We start from the raw sequence: 16700 nt of genomic DNA, 5'->3' as shown, positions 1-16700 counted from the left end.
GAGTGTGCAAGTATTGTTTTTGACACCTTCTCGGCCATTACGATTTTGTCGTCGCTAATATAATGTTTCAGTTTCAGTTGGACAAATTTGAGCGGAAAGAAGACAACAGTGGCTTTTCAATAACCAGCAAACAACAACCTTTACTCCGGAAATGTCTGAAACAGTGCAGACACGCTCTTTCCCAGGTTAGGGGGCCGCTTTATGAACACAAAGATATTATACGGAATAGTTGGGATTCTAATTGTTCTATGGACAGGATTGGTCCTGGCGCAATCTGAGAGTCAGGCTATTAACCTTGCCAAAGAAGGCAATACTATCCTAGATAGCGCAAAGTCCAAAGAGGATTATCTGCGAGCTGCTCAGAAATATGAAGAGGCCCTGGAAATCTGTCAAACAGTCAAATCAGATAAATGGACAGGTCGGTATTACAACCAACTTGGCAATATTCAAAAACGTCTTGGCCAGAATCAGAAGGCTCTGGAATACTTTGAGAAGGCCCTGGCCATCAATCAGAAGACTGGTGATGTAGAGAGTGAAGGAAGCGCTCTAAACAATATAGGGTTCGTTTATGACTCCTTGGGCCAGAATCAGAAGGCTCTGGAATGCTATGAGAAGTCCCTGGCCATCTGGCAGAAGACTGGTGATGTAAAGAATGAAGGAATTACCCTAAACAACATAGGTTCGGTTTATAAAGCCTTGGGCCAATATCAGAAGGCATTGGAATCCTACGAAAAGTCCCTGGCCATCAGGCAAAAGATAGGCGATGTAAAGAGTGAAGGAATTACCCTAAACAACATAGGTTCGGTTTATAAAGCCTTGGGCCAATATCAGAAGGCATTGGAATCCTACGAAAAGTCCCTGGCCATCAGGCAAAAGATAGGCGATGTTAACGGTGAGGCGGTCACGCTTGGTAAAATGGGACCGGTTTATGGCTCCTTGGGCCAATATCAGAAGGCATTGGAATCCTACGAGAAGTCCTTGGCTATAGATAAAAAGAGAGGTGATCTTAGAGGTGAAGGGGTCTCCCTTGGTAACATAGCGTCGGTTTATGAATCTCAGGGTCAGTATGCCAAGGCATTGGAATCCTATGAAAAGTCCCTTGCTATAATCCAGAAGATTGGCGATGCGAAGCTTGAGGGAAGCGTGCTGAACATGGTAGGTTCGGTCTATAAATCTCAGCATCAGTATCCCAAGGCATTGGAATCCTATGAAAAGTCCCTTGCCATCAGTCAGAAGATTGGTGATGTTAAATCGGAGGGAAACGGTCTGTATTACATAGGGGGTGTTTATAATTCCTTGCGCCAGTATGCCAAGGCATTGGAATACAGTGAAAAGTCCCTAGCTATTAGGCAAAAGATTGGTGATGCGAATGGTCAGGGCGTGAGTCTCGGCCTTGTAGGGGATGTTTATGACTCTCAGGGCGAGTATGCCAAGGCATTGGAATCCTATGAAAAGGCCGTGGTTATATTCCAGAAGATTGGCTATGTGAGCAATCAAGCAACCTGTCTGCAGAATATGGCGAGGGTTTATAAATGCTCTGGCCAGTATGCCAAGGCATTGGAATACAGTGAAAAGTCCCTAGCTATTAGGCAGAAGATTGGTGATGCGAATGGTCAGGGCGTGAGTTTTAGAGAGATAGGGGATGTTTATGGCCTCTGGGGCCAGTATTCGAAGGCATTGGAATACAGTGAAAAGTCGCTGGCTATATTCCGGAAGATTGGTAATGTGAATGGTCAGGCATACTCTCTTAGGCAGATAGGGTTTGATTATCAGTTGCTGGGCCAGTATGACAAGGCCATGGAATACGCCCAGGAATCCCTAACTATAACAAGGCAGATTGGGAACCTTAGTGGCGAAGCTGACGCTCTGAGAGACATAGGGAGAATCTATTACAAGATGGGTAAGTTCGATGAGTCCCTTGCCAACTTACAAACGGCTCTTGAAATCTCTACAAAGATTGGCGTTCAAGTCAAAGGGACCAAGAACCTCATAGGTAATCTCTACCTGGACAGAGGTGAATTAAATAAGTCTGAGGCCTTTATAAAAGAATCTGGTCAGACTGCGTCTCTGGCTAGGTTTTATCTCCTTCAGTCCGACTATCCAAAGTCTAAAACCTACTATGAAAAACTTCTTACATCAGCGGAAAAGACCAACCATGAGGGTAGTCTTTTGACAGCATACACAGGACTAGGAAAAGTTCATGAGGCGTTGGAGGACTATAAGAAATCAGAAGAATATTATGAGAAAGGGATGAAACTTGCTGAAGAAATCAGGTCTGGTCTCTTACCATCTGAGAGAAAGAATTTCTTTGAGGTCAACATCAACGGTTTTTATCGCTCTGAGCCATCGAAAGGACTGACCCGTGTAAGGATGAAACTTAACCAGGCGGTCCAAAGTATAGATTCAAGTGAAGTGACACGGGCCAGAGCATTCGCTGACAACATTTCCATGCGGTCGGAAAATAGTGTCTCTGGAATATCCAGAGACATCATGGAGACGGAGGATGTCCTTGTTACTAAAGTGGCGGCTCTGAAGAAGGAACTCGTTAAGACGGATAAGGAGAAACAGGCGGGTCGTTATGAAAACCTTCAAAAGGAAGTCCATTCCGCTGAATCAGACTTGAATGCCTTTATAGAAATGCTTTGGGACAAACACAAAGCTTATGCGGCTGTCAAATATCCGAGACCGGTCACACTGAAGGAATCATCCCTTAGACCTGAAGAGCAAGTAGTAGTGTTTGATGTCTCAACCGAAGGTGTGGGAGTCAAGTTAATTAAGGGCAAAAAAATAGCTGAGACACACTACACCAACTGGAAATCTGAGGACCTGGAAAAGGATGTAAAGAAGTTCAGACAATCATTTGAAGAACTTAAACTAAAGGAATTTGATTATTCACTGGGAAACACTCTATACAAGAGACTTCTTTCAGCGGTTCTTTCCCAAGTCCCGGAAGGAACTCCAATTGTTATCATCCCCGACGGCATATTAGCTACTCTGCCATTTGAGGCTTTGGTAACAGGAGGAAAACCAACATGGCAAAAGGTGGATAAGGAATGGCCTGATGTATTTAAGGATTATCCTGAGGGTTTGACTTTTCTTGGGGATGAACATCCCATCAGTTATTACCAGTCCATTACAGCCCTAACTCTCGTCAGAACTACTGGAACCAAGAACACCCCCAATCAGAAATTATTAGTTGTAGCAGACCCTGTATTTGATTTGAGTGACAAGAGAGCGCAGTCAGCTACTCAAACCAAGTTGTCTGAACAAGAGAAAAAAAACAACATTGCTCTTATGCAAACCATTGAGGGCGGCAGTAGTGGTACCTTCAAGTTAAAACGCCTACCTCAGACTTCAATACTCGCTGAGAGCCTTGAGAAGACATATGGTTCGAATTGTCTGTCACTCACTGGCATGAAGGCTAATAAATCTGATTTTCTGACAAAAATCGCTCCAACTATAGAACAGTACTCTGGTGTCGTGTTTGCTACTCATGGAGTAATGTCAACCCATGTTCCTGGCCTGATGGAGCCATTCCTTGCTTTGACTATGGCTCCGAGCGGCACAGATGGATTTCTAAAGATGTCGGATGTTTTGTCTCTCAAGATGAACGCAGACGTTGTGGCGCTTACAGCCTGTCAGTCAGGTTTGGGTAAGGAACTCTCCGGTGAAGGTGTCATGAGCATGGGCCGAGCTTTCCAATACGCAGGAGCCAAGTCCGTCCTGATGAGCCTCTGGTCTGTGGCTGAGGGTTCGTCTGTAAAACTCACGGAGAGCTTTTTCGAGCATCGTAAGTCCGGCAAGACCAAACTCGAATCACTCAAATTGGCAAGGGATCATATCCGCAACGCCGGTTACAAACATCCATTTTTCTGGAGCGCATTCATACTGGTGGGGGAAACAAATTAGACTTCTCTGACAATCTCGGAGTTCCGTCACTGTTATGCATTGTTAAGAAAACTTGGACAATGACATAAGTCTATAAGCTGCTGTAATGCGGCTGAACGGCAAAGAGAATGTACAACGAACATCAATACAATGGGTTGTAAGATCGCTCAGGTATAACATCGCGTATTATACATCAGGCCGATCCCATGGATTAGAAAAGTGTCACCTCGTCGATGCGAAATGTCAAACTAACCCCACGATAGAAAGGGCAAAAACATGAAAAGGATGCTGATCATAATGGTGGTAGTCGCTCAAGCATGGATTCTTCCATGCTTTGCGGAGACCGAAGAGGAGTTCCTGAAGCTCAAGGCCGAAGAAGAGAGCCATGTGCTCGTCCCCAAGGGTGGATTCAAGGTCATCCCTAAAACCATCATCATTGAGAGTCTGAAAAAAGAGTGCGAGGTCACGTTCCACAACGAGAACGTCCTGTTTCATTACGGTCTGCCGAAGGTCCGCGAGGAGTGTCGACCGCAACTGGTGGAGATTGCCGAAGCATTGAAACAGGCGTTCAACGATCCGGAGCTTTCCCAGATAAAAACCTACTACGTTGACGGCCACACGTGCAACATCGGTTCGTACGAGAACAACTGCCGTCTTTCCTGGGCAAGGTCCTCCGGCGCCATAGAGGCGCTTGTAGCCCTCGGGGTTCCCCGCAACAGGCTCGCTTCACGAGGGTTTAGTTACAGTGTGCCGACACGCCCCAATGACACTGAAGCAAACCGCCAAGCGAATCGCCGGGTCGTGGTGGCCGGCGCTTGCAAGAATGACGCGCAACAGCCGACCATGATACCCTGTAAAATGGCCGAGGCAGGCATCCGGTCAACCCCAGGAACGGACTACGGCGCCACGGAGGCGCAATCGCCGCAAACGGAGCAACCTTCAGAAGAACAACTGGATTCAGAGAAGGGCCCATCAAAGAGCGCCCTGCCGAGGGGTTTTAACAGAAAGCAGCCGAACCAGTCCTCTACTCCAGAGGGGGCCACCAAAGCTCTCCCCCCAGGGTTCAAACGGACAAACTAGGCGAAAACCACTCACAACGAGCGTGTGAACTATCAAGGGAGAACAGGCCATGAAAAACGCAGGTAACAAGAAGCGCTTGGGCCTAATTGCACTACTCTGGGTCACCTTGATGTCCCAGATGGCATACGGCGCCCAAGTTACAGTGAATACATTGCTTGGAAACATTGCCGTGGAACTCAGCGATTCGTTGAGCGCCGAATCTCCTGATGGATGGCGAAAGCGGTACGAGTCCGTCCGCTATATCATACGGAGTCCCCTTCCAAGGGCCCTGGCGACCGGCGGAAAAGTGACTTACGATCCGGTTGCCCAGTTCTCTCAGGAACTGCAGGCGGTCCTGAACCGGGGGCGTCTCGAAGGTTCACCCGAAGAGCTGGCGGCCAGACGAGCGGACTTGACGGCAATCCAGGAGGAATTTCGTCAGGTGACCGATCCTTACCTGGGAGATCAACCGTCCCCGTTGACAGGAGTGCCGCCGTCAACGGCTGTATCCACCTTGCCTTCCCCTGTCGGAGTCGGTCAGTCGCCCGTAGCTTCTCAGCCCGTATCCCCTCGTACTCCGGTCGCGAACCCAGGGCTGGTCAGCTACACGGATGACGAAGACAACGTTTTCGCGGACATTGAGGATAGCGTGCTGGACGAGATTGATCCCTATCCGTACGTTCAGCCGGATCAAATCTTCAACTCCATACAAGGCGGAGCGCTAGGCGATTCGGCGTTTCCCACTGGCGGCGGCGACATGATCATTGCCCTTCCGGGCGGCTTCGGGAACATCTATGGATTCGCTATACCCGGTCAGGGCGGCGGGGTTTTTCCTGGCGGGGGTGGTGTGGACCCAGCCAATCTTCAAACTATGATTAACCAGCAGATATATGATACCCAGAAAACACTTGTGGAGTCTGAACTAAATAGCGTTCGGCACATGATAGACGCTTGCAACCAGAAACAAATTGGTTGTTCTAGCGAGACAATTTCCAGGTTACTAGATCAGGAATATATAAATGAAGAAAAACTGGAGGCAATGAAGCGGAAAATTCAGCAGGCCCAAAACAAACTGGGGCTTGAACCTAATGGGGTCGGTATCGTTAATGCCCGACGGCGCGTCTCCTCGATCTTGCGAGACCCTAGAAATAAGGAGACCTTGCGGAATCTCATCAACGCAGAGAACAAGCTGGAAAAGCAGAATCGAAAAAAGGAAATTGCCCGTAATCCGTCTTTGAATAAGATGGCCCAATCGCTGAGACGAGAAAAGGATTCCAACAGAAGGAACGAATTGACCAATCAAATGAGGAATGAGAAGAACCGTCAGCAACAGACTGACATACGCAAACAGATGGGCCAGGAAAGGGATCCCAACAGGAGAAATCAACTCCAGCAGCGCCTGGGCTCACTGGAAAGAAGCGAAAAGGTTGGCAAACTGGCCCAGGCCTTACGCAACGAACGCGAACCTCAACGCCAGGCTGCTCTCCACAGTCAATTCCAGAAACTTGCCCGAAGCAGCGATTCAAGGGCGCCGTCTCAGCCAAGCATTGGACGCTCACAACGGTCCACCCCGGCAACTGGACCGTTCACAACGTCGTTCAGTGGGCGTATTCCACCCCGGCATAATCCGACCCTCCCCGTGACGCATAGAGGGCGGTCGCTTCAACCAATCGGACCAGCGACAAAGCCGCCCGCTCAGCTAGCCTCAACAATACCACCAGCGATCGGCGCGCGCCAACGGGGAAATGCACGATTACAGCCGACCGGCAATTCCGGGTCCTCGCGATCAGGATCTTCAGATACACAATCGTTGACCCGGACTAGGCTACCCCCGCCCAACAAGCCAACCCAAACATTGACATCGACGAGATCTATCCCGCAGGCGGGTTCGAGACATCCAAGCAGCAAGCCGCCCGCCGTTGCGAGTGTCAAACCGCCCGCTTCGACTGGGACCAGTAGTCGGGTTGAGAGCGTACGAACCACTACATCCTCTTCAGGCAGGAGGTCTTCAACAGCCGAACACCGTGAAACGCGACGTTCCGCAGCCGCTCAAACATCCGGAAGTCGAACGACACGCGCGCGGGAGGATTCAAACAGCCGCGAGAGAACGGCCCAACGGAACGAAATCGTAAGGAATACGCCAAGACCTTCGCCCACGACGACGGTGCGGATGGTCCCCGGGGGAGGCACAGGCGGTCTTTCTATGCCAGGCGGCGGACGCAGGCGGTAGGAACTGGGATGTTTCGTTGAGCCTAGGAGTTGACACAAACGCAAAACAGCGACCACTCCTGCGTTTCGCAGGCCTTCACGACTTTGTTCGAGAACACGAGGTGAACTATGACTTGCGTGAAAATGAGTCTGATCGTTGCCATAATGATCTGCGCCACCAGCGGAGTATTAGCGCAGGGTCCTTCCTGGTATCAGTTGGATACCGAAGGCACGGCGAAGTTTGAAGCGGGTGACATCCAAAATGCCGAGACACAATTCACCGCGGCCTTGGCCCTTGCAGAAAAGACCTTTGGGAAAAGTCACCTGAACGTGGCCATCTCCCTGACTAAGCTTGCCGACATCTACGCCTCCAAGCGCAAGGTATCCGAGGCCGAGGCCATGTATCAACGGGCCTTGAAAATCCAGGAACAGGCGCTAGGCAAGGAATGCCTCGACGTACGGGCGACCTTGGTTGCCTTGGCAGACCTCTCTGAATCACTAAACAAGTTTGCCGAATCTGAGCAGCACTGGCGACGGATCCTGGAAATCGACAAGAAGGTCTACGGCAGGCAGCACCCCATGGTGGCAGACACTCTGGTGCGTCTGGCCGAACTGAAAAAAGCTCAGCAACAGACCGCCGAGGCAGAACGGCTTCTGAAATCGGCCTTGACCATATCCGAGTCCGCGAATGGTAAGGAAAGCCCATATGTGGCGTCTATACTCGTTTCCTTGGCCGAGACCTTCGCTGCTGAAAAAAAGTTTCCACAGGCTGAGCAATTGGCGTCGAAAGCAGTCGAGATCAACAGCAAAGCGCTGGGCAAGGACAACATGAATGTTGCCCCTAGCCTCTCTGCTCTTGCAGATCTGTACTCTTCTCAGGACAAGGCCGCAGATGTCGAGAACACCTTGAAGCGAGTCCTATCCATCTATGAGAAGTCCTACGGCACGGATAGCCCTGACCTCACCCAAGCGCTGAACGAGTTGGCCAAATTCTACACGGCTAACGGAAGGTACGACGACGCCGAAGCGGTAATCAAACGAGCGCTGCTGATCAATGAAAAGTCCCTGGGCAAAGACAATCCCGACGTGGCCACTGCAATGATTACTCTCGCAAACATGTATTCTGAAAAGGGCGACTATGCAGCGGCCGAACCTCTACTCAAGCGTGCGCTTGAAATCTATGAAACGGCGCTCGGAAAGGACAACCCCGACGTGGCCACAGCCATGAACAATCTGGCCAATTTGTATTCGGTCCAGGGCAAGAATGCGGAAGCAGAACCTTTGTTGAAGAAGGCGCTGGAGATCTATCGGAAGGCCCTCGGCAATGATGCCCGAGAAGTGGCCATCGCCTTGAATAACTTGGGCAATGCGTACGTGGGACAGAAGAAGTATGTCGACGCAGAACCCCTGTTCAAGGACGCAGTGCGCGTGTATGAAGGCGCAGCGGGCAAGGAGAGCCCCGATGTGGCGGAGGTTCTCATCAACATGGCATCGCTTTGCGACGAGACAGGACGGCCCGATGAGGCAACTAACCTCAGAAGGCGGGCTACCAAGATCATAAACCGATAGCCAGTGTAGGAGTGTTGATTCAGTGGGACGTTCCAGACGTTATATGGCTATTCCGGACGCCAGGGCTAACTGCCCTGACCAGATTTAAGCGACAGTGGTCGTTCCCCGGGCGCTCTCGGTTCACTTGTGAGAATCACATGGACTCTCAATCACAAAAGGAGCAACGACAAATGAGATGGCGGGTAACGGAAAAACCGAGATTATTTTGCTGGTTCGTTTCACTCCTGTGTTGTGCGGTGACAGCCTCTCATTCTGTTGCAGCTTCCTTACAGGCTCCAGTAGGCAATGTTGTCGCCATTGAGGGAGATACCCAGATCGGATTCGGGGGTGGGTCACAATTTACGGCCGTGAGAACTGGGAGTGCCTTTAGGGTCAATGATTCGCTCAAGACGGGGGTCAAGAGCAGACTTTACGCTGAAGTCCAGGATGGCGCATCGCTGTCTCTCGGAGAACGCTCTCTTTTTGAACTGATCCATTTTGAACTCGGAATAGCAACCATCATGTCGTCTGAAATAACAGAAGGAATCGTCAGGTTTGTCGTTCCTCCCGCATCTGAGCGCACCATAGCGTCCCACTTCATTGAGACTTCGGCCGTACGGATCGAGGTGGTTCATGCCGACCAGCCAACGGATTTCGTAGTAGACATCAGCAATCCATCAGAGGCGATTGTTACGGTTTTTTGTGGAACCGTCAGAGTACACAGTAAGTCCGCCAGCCGCAAACAACCTCTTACTGTGTCGGACAGACAAACCACCACTGGGGCAAAAGGCCGTCAACCAACTGCGGTCCGTACGGCATCCATGGCCGAACTCAGGGAACTTGTAGTGCGAACCACGATCGCCGGTACACCACCGGGCGGGGTTCCTGAGTGTGGAAGGAAGCCAGACGGGATTAGCGGGACTCCTCCAGACCAACCTACGGACGGGATCCTTGTAGAACCTCCTGTGGTATTATGGCCTCCCTATCAGGACGGCCAGACCACGCAAACAGAGGTGGAATGCCAGACAAATACCGATTGCAAAAGCAAAGGCGATAAATGCAAATGCGAAAACTCCAAGTGCGTCAAACCACAATGCCCCGCAGGCAAGAAAATCGACTCACAGAAGGACTGCGAGTGTGTAGAATGCCGTACCAATCAAAAGGACGACTGCAAGACAGGTCCTCCGGATTGCCAGGAATGCAAGGACTCCAAGTGCGTCAAACTTCAGTGCTCCGGAGACGAGAGACCCAATCCGGCCACCTGCCAGTGCGGTGAAGTCCCGTGTGAGACTGTAGAGGACTGCAAGAAGTTCGACAAGTGTGGCGGCCAATGTTTGGATCTACACGAAGTCGACAATGATGGGCCTAGGAGATGTTGGTTTAAACGTACCGGTTGCCGCGATCTTATAGATCGAGATTCCCTGACAAGTCAGGGAGGAGGAGAATGGTTCGATGAGGTTTCGTGCGAGTGTAAACATGTAGACTGCAAGGATGATAAGCCATGCAGGACTGTACACAAGTGCCTTTCGTGCAACGAATTCGGACAATGTAAACACAAGATTTGTTCAGTGTATGCTGAGTTTAACGAAGAGACCTGTGAATGTGATTGCAAGGGGCCTACGCCGCTGAACCTCCCCGACTACCTCCGAGCTATCTGGAACGAGGAGCGCTGCAATTATGATGAGTACTGCATTGCTGAAAAATGCACAATCGACAGCTTCGGTCCTGACCTTAGGAAAAAGGCTCAGAATGATTTGGAAGCGATTCGCTGCATTCACTGTTATGGTGGGAAAGGGAGTTGGTACTGGTATGGTATCACCCAGAAAGGAACAGGATTATCAGACGCAGCCTTTCGGGATAAGCCAAAGTATGGGCGATGTGTGCCGTGCGACAGGCTTCAGTGCATGGACCTGTCCGACGACGCGAAAGAGTTATACAAAAAGTTTTCGGCCGAAGGAGGATTTATCACTGAAAAATTTTCCACAAAATGTGTTTCAAGATGCAAACAAGGCGAGACCTGTGACGGAAAGGGTAACTGCGTCAAGAAAAGCGGTAGTGGGCAGGGATTTGGCCTTACAGGCGAAGACAGGCCGGTCCAGCGAGACCAAAGGGTGTATGAACAAACGAGATGTGGTCCCTGTCAGGTGAAGACCGATTCCGGTTGTGTGCCGTGCGAGCGACTTCGCCTACATTGTCGCGACGGCCGATGTATTTCTCCGCCGCCTCCTCGATGCAAGGCTGACTCGGAGTGTGGGGCGTGCCAGACGTGCAAGGAAGGCCAGTGCGTGCCGCCGTCGCCGTGCCCAGAGGGAAGTCAGCGAAACATGAGAACCTGCCGATGCGAACCACCTCAACGGCAGTGTGACAAACCCTGCCAAATGCTGCAAAATGGTAGATGCGTGGCATGTTCTGAGCTGAACATGGAGTGCAAGAATGGCAAGTGCGTATCGCCCCAGAAAAAGGAATGCACGGTCGGGCAAGACCAGGGGTGCGGGCCTTGCCGAAAATGCCGACCCACATCAGTAGGGTACGCTGTCGGGAGCGATGGTAGCTACAAGGTTGTAGAGGGGCAGAATGGCCAGTGCGTGACTTGCGCTGAAGTGAACATGGAGTGCAAGAATGGCAAGTGCGTGGCCAAGGAAAAGATCGGCGGTAAATGCAGATCGGATAATGACTGTGGATCAGGGTATGTGTGTCAAAACGGGACGTGTAGAAGGATTATGGCCGCTGTCAGAGTTACAGGTCCCCAGACGTGCGGTCCCTGCGAGAAGCTTCAGCGTGAATTCCGGCCACATGCAAACCAGATCCTTCGGCGGTGTGTCCCCGAACCGCAGAAGGTTGGCAGACCGTGCGGTGGATCAACGAGTAGTTGTGCGCGATGCACTGCCTCGGGCGTCTGCAGGGAAAGACTATGTCCGAGAGGCTACCGACTGAGCCGCGGAGCCTGCGAGTGTAGGCCTATTCTGCTCCAACGACCTCAACAGCGAACAAAGCCACCTCAGGCGGCATCCCGGAGGGTACGACCAGAAGCCTCCATCCATGCTCCTTCTTCTAGAATCATTTTCCGAACAACTGTGACGCGACCGACTAATCGGCAGCCCCCTCGGACCACACCAACGAGGAGACCGACTCGAATGTATTAGAAGCGTGGCCTGTTTTGAGGATCTGCTCCAAGAAGAGAAAGAACGCTGCGACGATGACCATGGCCAACCCGGTCGATGCGTCTCGAGGACAAAAGTTCGCCTTGGTAAAACCGGGTCTATATACCCAAAGCCTCAGCGGCAATCTTTCATCAACCCGGAGACTATCCAGATTACATGGTGGCATTTATGCCATGCTCTTGTCTTTCATTGCGCTGCTTCTCGTGGGAGCAAGCAATCTCAGCTTCACTCCAAACGCTGAGTGAACATTTTCCTGCTTCCGCGGACGACTTAGGGTCCGTGGTTTCTACCGGATAATTTTCAACCGCGCGGCTGATCAACTCCTATTTAGGGAAACCGTGGATTTGACCTTTGGGCTAATTCACTTCTCCAACCAGAATGAATGCGCTCCAGAAAAAAGGGTGCTCGTACCAGATCTCAAGAAGCTTTCTCCAGACGTTCCGCTATCCAAACCTTGATGATAGATTGTCGAGGGACCCCGAGACGTTTTGCTTCTTCATCCAATAGTTGAATCATCCACAAAGGAAAATCTACGTTTACCCTTTTTTGTTCGTGTCGCGGTCTTTTAGCCTTAGATGCATCTATATATTTGGAGATTTCGGCGCCTTGATCGAATTTTGTGTCAAACTCAGAAGCTTTCATAAATTTCGACTTCCTCCCATAGTATAATTAATATACCTTAGGTATACTGCTATCGTCAATTTTTATTGCCCGCATCCTGTCTGACTTTTGCCCTTAGGACTCCCTTTTGAGCGCTGGCCAAGACTATTGGTGTTTTTTAGCTCTCTTTCATGTATAAAATCACGACAGGGAGCCAGTCATGAATGTCCTAATAATAGGCAATCCAGCAGCCGGAGCCGGAAAGGCAAGACAAAGGGCAAACAGTCTGGCCAAGATCCTGGAACATAACGGGCACAAGGTGGAAGTTTTTCTGTCACGGAAACCTGGGGACGCACTGGAACGGGCTTCTTCCATAACCCCTGATATTGAACGGATCGTCATTGTAGGCGGAGACGGCTCAGTTAATGAGACCCTGAATGGACTAAAAGACCCATCCAAGGTTCCTATCCTTCACATGGGTTGCGGCACAGCCAACATGCTTGCAAAAGAACTTGGGATTCCAAAAACCGCTTTAGGTGTCGCTCGGGTATTGGAAACAGGCGGCGCGGCTCGAATTGACATGGGCATTGCTTCAGGCAGAAGGTTCCTAATGGTCGCAAGTGTCGGATTTGACTCTTTCGTCACCAAACATGTTAAGGAAACTCGGAGCCTCAAGATGGGCTATCTCGGATATATTCGTCCGATCATCAACTCTTTTTTCGCCTATTCCCCGACCAACCTTACTGTGTGCGTAGATGGCAAAATGCCAGTGACAGGCCAAATAGTGATGGTACTTAAGCTGCGTTGCTATGGAGGCATTTTTGTCTTTGCCGATGACGCTCGACTTGACTCAGGTCTTTTTCACATCAGAGTATTTCCTGATGGTACCAGACCTTCTCTATTCAAATATTTTGTCGCCGGTCTCACTAGAAGCATTTCACGACTTCCCGAGGTGATGAGTCTTACAGGAACGCATGTAAGGATAGAAGCTGAGCATGCCGCTCCTGTGCAACTTGATGGGGATCATTACGGGTGGACTCCCTTGGAAATGCAAATCTTTCCACAATTGGTCCCCGTGGTTGTTCCTCGATAAGCTAGAAGTAAAGGCAAAAGCAAATTATTCTTGCCGCTTGGTTCCTTTTGAGTCATTTCGAATTTTGAGGAGAGCGGCTGAAACAATTTGTGTCGCCCCATGAATCTCTTCTGTGGTCGTAAACTTCCCCACTGAAAACCTAATTGTTCCCATTGCCCATTCCGGTAAAACCCTCATTGCCTGAAGCACTGGAGAAATAATTATTTGATCGCAGGAATGGCATGCGGAACCGGCGGAAGCCGCCACCGTTCCACTAATTTCGGCAAGAAGTTCGCCTGCGTTGACTCCTTTGAAACTTACATTGAGGGTGTTAGGCAATCTCTTCTCTGGAGGGCCGTTGAGCTGAATGTGCCCAGACGTTTCCATTAGCCCTGAGAAGAGCTTATCCCGCATCTCTCGCATATGGTTGACATTCCGTTCTAAATCCCTGGACGCAATCTCGCACGCTTTTCCAAGCCCCACTATTTCCATGACGTTTTCGGTCCCTGCACGATTTCCCCTTTCATGGCCAGCTCCGTGCATGAATTTTTCAAGGTGGGTTCCCGTTCGGATATAGAGCGCTCCAACTCCTTTAGGCGCATAGAGTTTGTGCCCGGCGATGGAAAGGAGAGCCACCCCCAACCCATTGACGTCTACAGAAATTTTTCCGGCTGATTGGGCTGCGTCCGTATGAAGCGCTACTCCGTGTTCCCGGGCAATCTGTGAAATCTGCTCGATTGGTTGGATTGTCCCGACTTCGTTGTTTGCGTGCATGATAGTGATCAGAATGGTTTGAGGAGTTATGGCCTTATAAAGATCCGAAATCTTCACCATGCAGAGTGAATCAACAGGCAAATAAGTGACCTCAAAACCATGTCCTTCCAAAAACCTACAAACTTCAATAATTGCAGGATGTTCAATCTGAGAAGTTATTATATGATTTCCCTTATCCTGATGACTGAACGCAAAACCTTTAATAGCGTAATTGTTTGATTCCGTTCCCCCGCTGGTAAAAACAATCTCATCTGGATCGCAGTTGACCAGAAACGCCACTTGCTCACGCGCTTTCTCAACAGCGCTTTTTGTTTGCATACCATACCAATGGGAGCTGGAGGGATTGCCGAAGTGATTTGTCAGGAATGGAGTCATGGCCTTTATCACTTCAGGGTCATGCGGAGTGGTAGCGTTGTAATCCAAATAAATTGGTTTTTTCATGGCCATGGTTCCATCCTTACGACCCTTCGGAATTGACAGGCTTGAAATCTCAGCATTTATCCCCTGCGTTTGGTAAGACTGACGATCCAGCGAAGATGCCTATATGACCCCGTCATAGGATAGAGATTGGAGTTCTTTTTCAGTAATTCCAAGCCCAGCAAGGATCTCCCTGGTGTGTTGCCCAAGAGACGGGGCCGGTTCATCTGTGGGTGGTTCGCTTTCAGAGAGCTTCAACGGGAACCCCAGAGATCTCTTACCTTCAGGATCGCGGTTTACCATGAATCTCGCCTGTGTCAGAGGAGAATCCGCTGCTTCGTTAAGATTCAAAACCGGTTCGCAGCACGCATCGGCAGTAACCATAGACTCAGTCCATTCATCTTGTGTCTTTGAAGCGAACAGTCTGGCAAGTTCAGTTACAACTTCAGGACCTCCGAATTGACCATCAAGCAAATCTTCCCTGCCGACAGCCATGCAGAAATTTTTCCAGAACTTGGACTCCAACGCCCCCAATGACATGTAACGACCGTCTGACGTCTTGTAAAGGCCGTAGCAGGGGAAACGGCCATTCAGCATCATCTTTCCCGGTTCAGGAAACTCCATGCCGGCTTCTACCCCAGCAAAAACCATTGTCGCCATTGAAAAGGCCCCATCATACATGGAGACATCCACGAATTGGCCTTTTCCCGTCCGATCCCGTTGGATTATGGCGGCAAGCAATCCAGTCAGACCCATGAGACTGCCGCCAGCCAAGTCAGCGATCTGGACCCCGGGCATTGCGAGTTCTCCATTGCGAGAGCCCGTCATGCCTATTATTCCTGCTAGCGCCAGGTAATTAAGATCGTGACCAGCCCTCATCTTGTTTGGCCCCGACTGCCCATAGCCACTAATTGAAACATAAATAAGGCGGGGATTGATGGCGGATAGAACATCAAAACCCAGATCGAGTCGTTCCATTGTTTCTGGTCTAAATCCTTCCACAAGAACATCATAATGGTTCAGAAGTTTCAGGAAAAGTCTCTTACCTTCGGGGTGCTTCAGATTCAGACCTACGCTTTTCTTGTTTCTGTTTACTGCGGCGAAAAAAGGAGAACTCTGCCCATCCCCCAAGAGGGCTCTGCTGTAATCTCCACCTGAAGGATTTTCAACCTTGACCACCTCAGCGCCTAAAAGCGCCAAGAGCCATGTCATATAAGGCCCAGGCAAATTCATGGTCAAATCAAGAACCTTAAGTCCGGATAGCGCTTGGGACATAACCTTTAGAACTCCTTTTTCAATGAAAAACTGGGATCTTTATAATTTCGATAACATCGCAAGATCTATATCTCGCCCACGTTCATTTTTCTGTTTTGGGACAGACCTTCGGCAATGTCTCCATAGATCGTATTTGGTAAACCCCTCTACTGAGAGCCACCACTTGGCCATCAATATCCTTGATTTCTCCTGAGAGTATAAACTCACTCTTTCCCTTCTTTTCGGCTTCGACTGTGATACGCCCTATTTCCTCTTCTGAAAGTAAAATTTCAATAGACAAATCCGTGTTTGCGGGCTTCAAAAAATGGATCGTCATTTCTTTCACAACAGGGTAAAATTTAGTTTCATCAAAACTGGTGTAAAACAATGCGCCACCGGGAATCTCGGCTAACGTAAATATTGCCCCGGCGTATACTCCACCAATGTGATTTTCATTCCCTTTCAAAGGCGTGAATAATTTTACCTGTCCTGGAGCCAATTCTAGCGCCTGAAGCTTCATGCGTTCCAGGAAGGCCACTTTTTTCTCAATCAACCCCTTTACTGTTTCAGTTGGCAGGCTCATGAAAGCAAATCCTCCCCAAAATGAGCGTTAGGGCTACTCTATATACGGGGTAGATTCGTGGGGAATTCCTGTTTTACGGAATAGGTTCCACTGTCCACCCCACAGATCCAATACCCATATTTCGGTATTTATAGCT

General features: G+C 49.9%; 11 protein-coding genes. 7 read left to right on the top strand and 4 right to left on the bottom strand.

Annotation, left to right across the window (positions count from 1 at the left end; all coding sequences use genetic code 11):
- Positions 1-201 precede the first annotated feature (201 nt).
- The 6 genes from WC647_07895 to WC647_07870 all read left to right on the top strand — a co-directional run bounded on the left by WC647_07895 (position 202) and on the right by WC647_07870 (position 12109).
- The gene (locus WC647_07895; protein ID MFA6222221.1) at positions 202-3909 is read left to right on the top strand and encodes a tetratricopeptide repeat protein; all 3708 of its coding nucleotides are present in this window, start codon (positions 202-204) and stop codon (positions 3907-3909) included.
- 255 nt (positions 3910-4164) lie between these two features.
- Positions 4165-4968: an OmpA family protein gene (locus tag WC647_07890; GenBank protein MFA6222220.1), complete on the top strand. Its 804-nt coding sequence runs from the start codon at positions 4165-4167 to the stop codon at positions 4966-4968.
- 49 nt (positions 4969-5017) lie between these two features.
- Entirely contained in the window at positions 5018-7177 is a 2160-nt protein-coding gene (locus WC647_07885; protein ID MFA6222219.1) for a hypothetical protein, read from the top strand.
- Positions 7178-7284: 107 nt separating this feature from the next.
- Entirely contained in the window at positions 7285-8724 is a 1440-nt protein-coding gene (locus WC647_07880) for a tetratricopeptide repeat protein (protein MFA6222218.1), read from the top strand.
- 170 nt (positions 8725-8894) lie between these two features.
- Complete coding sequence (locus tag WC647_07875) at positions 8895-11846, top strand: hypothetical protein (GenBank protein MFA6222217.1); 2952 nt, start codon at positions 8895-8897, stop codon at positions 11844-11846.
- Positions 11847-11860: 14 nt separating this feature from the next.
- The gene (locus WC647_07870) at positions 11861-12109 is read left to right on the top strand and encodes a hypothetical protein (GenBank protein ID MFA6222216.1); all 249 of its coding nucleotides are present in this window, start codon (positions 11861-11863) and stop codon (positions 12107-12109) included.
- Positions 12110-12281: 172 nt separating this feature from the next.
- Here WC647_07870 and WC647_07865 read toward each other — a convergent pair whose 3' ends face one another.
- Positions 12282-12506 carry a hypothetical protein gene (locus WC647_07865; protein ID MFA6222215.1) on the bottom strand — a complete coding sequence of 75 codons (225 nt, stop codon included), beginning with the start codon at positions 12504-12506 and terminating at the stop codon, positions 12282-12284.
- Positions 12507-12684: 178 nt separating this feature from the next.
- Between WC647_07865 and WC647_07860 the strand changes: the two genes are divergently transcribed.
- Entirely contained in the window at positions 12685-13557 is an 873-nt protein-coding gene (locus tag WC647_07860) for a diacylglycerol kinase family protein (GenBank protein MFA6222214.1), read from the top strand.
- Positions 13558-13581: 24 nt separating this feature from the next.
- Here WC647_07860 and WC647_07855 read toward each other — a convergent pair whose 3' ends face one another.
- The 3 genes from WC647_07855 to WC647_07845 form a co-directional block, all read right to left on the bottom strand.
- Positions 13582-14751: an aminotransferase class V-fold PLP-dependent enzyme gene (locus WC647_07855; GenBank protein MFA6222213.1), complete on the bottom strand. Its 1170-nt coding sequence runs from the start codon at positions 14749-14751 to the stop codon at positions 13582-13584.
- A 99-nt stretch (positions 14752-14850) separates the two neighbouring features.
- A complete protein-coding gene (locus WC647_07850) occupies positions 14851-16002 on the bottom strand; it encodes a CaiB/BaiF CoA-transferase family protein (protein MFA6222212.1) in 1152 nt (383 codons plus the stop codon).
- 82 nt (positions 16003-16084) lie between these two features.
- Entirely contained in the window at positions 16085-16564 is a 480-nt protein-coding gene (locus WC647_07845) for a PaaI family thioesterase (protein ID MFA6222211.1), read from the bottom strand.
- Positions 16565-16700 lie beyond the last annotated feature (136 nt).

The sequence above is a fragment of the Desulfomonilaceae bacterium genome (assembly GCA_041662605.1).
In the GTDB taxonomy this organism is placed as follows: domain Bacteria; phylum Desulfobacterota; class Desulfomonilia; order Desulfomonilales; family Desulfomonilaceae; genus CAJBEZ01.
The sequence above is the reverse complement of the archived record's forward strand: the minus strand, read 5'-3'. Positions and strand labels throughout refer to the sequence as shown.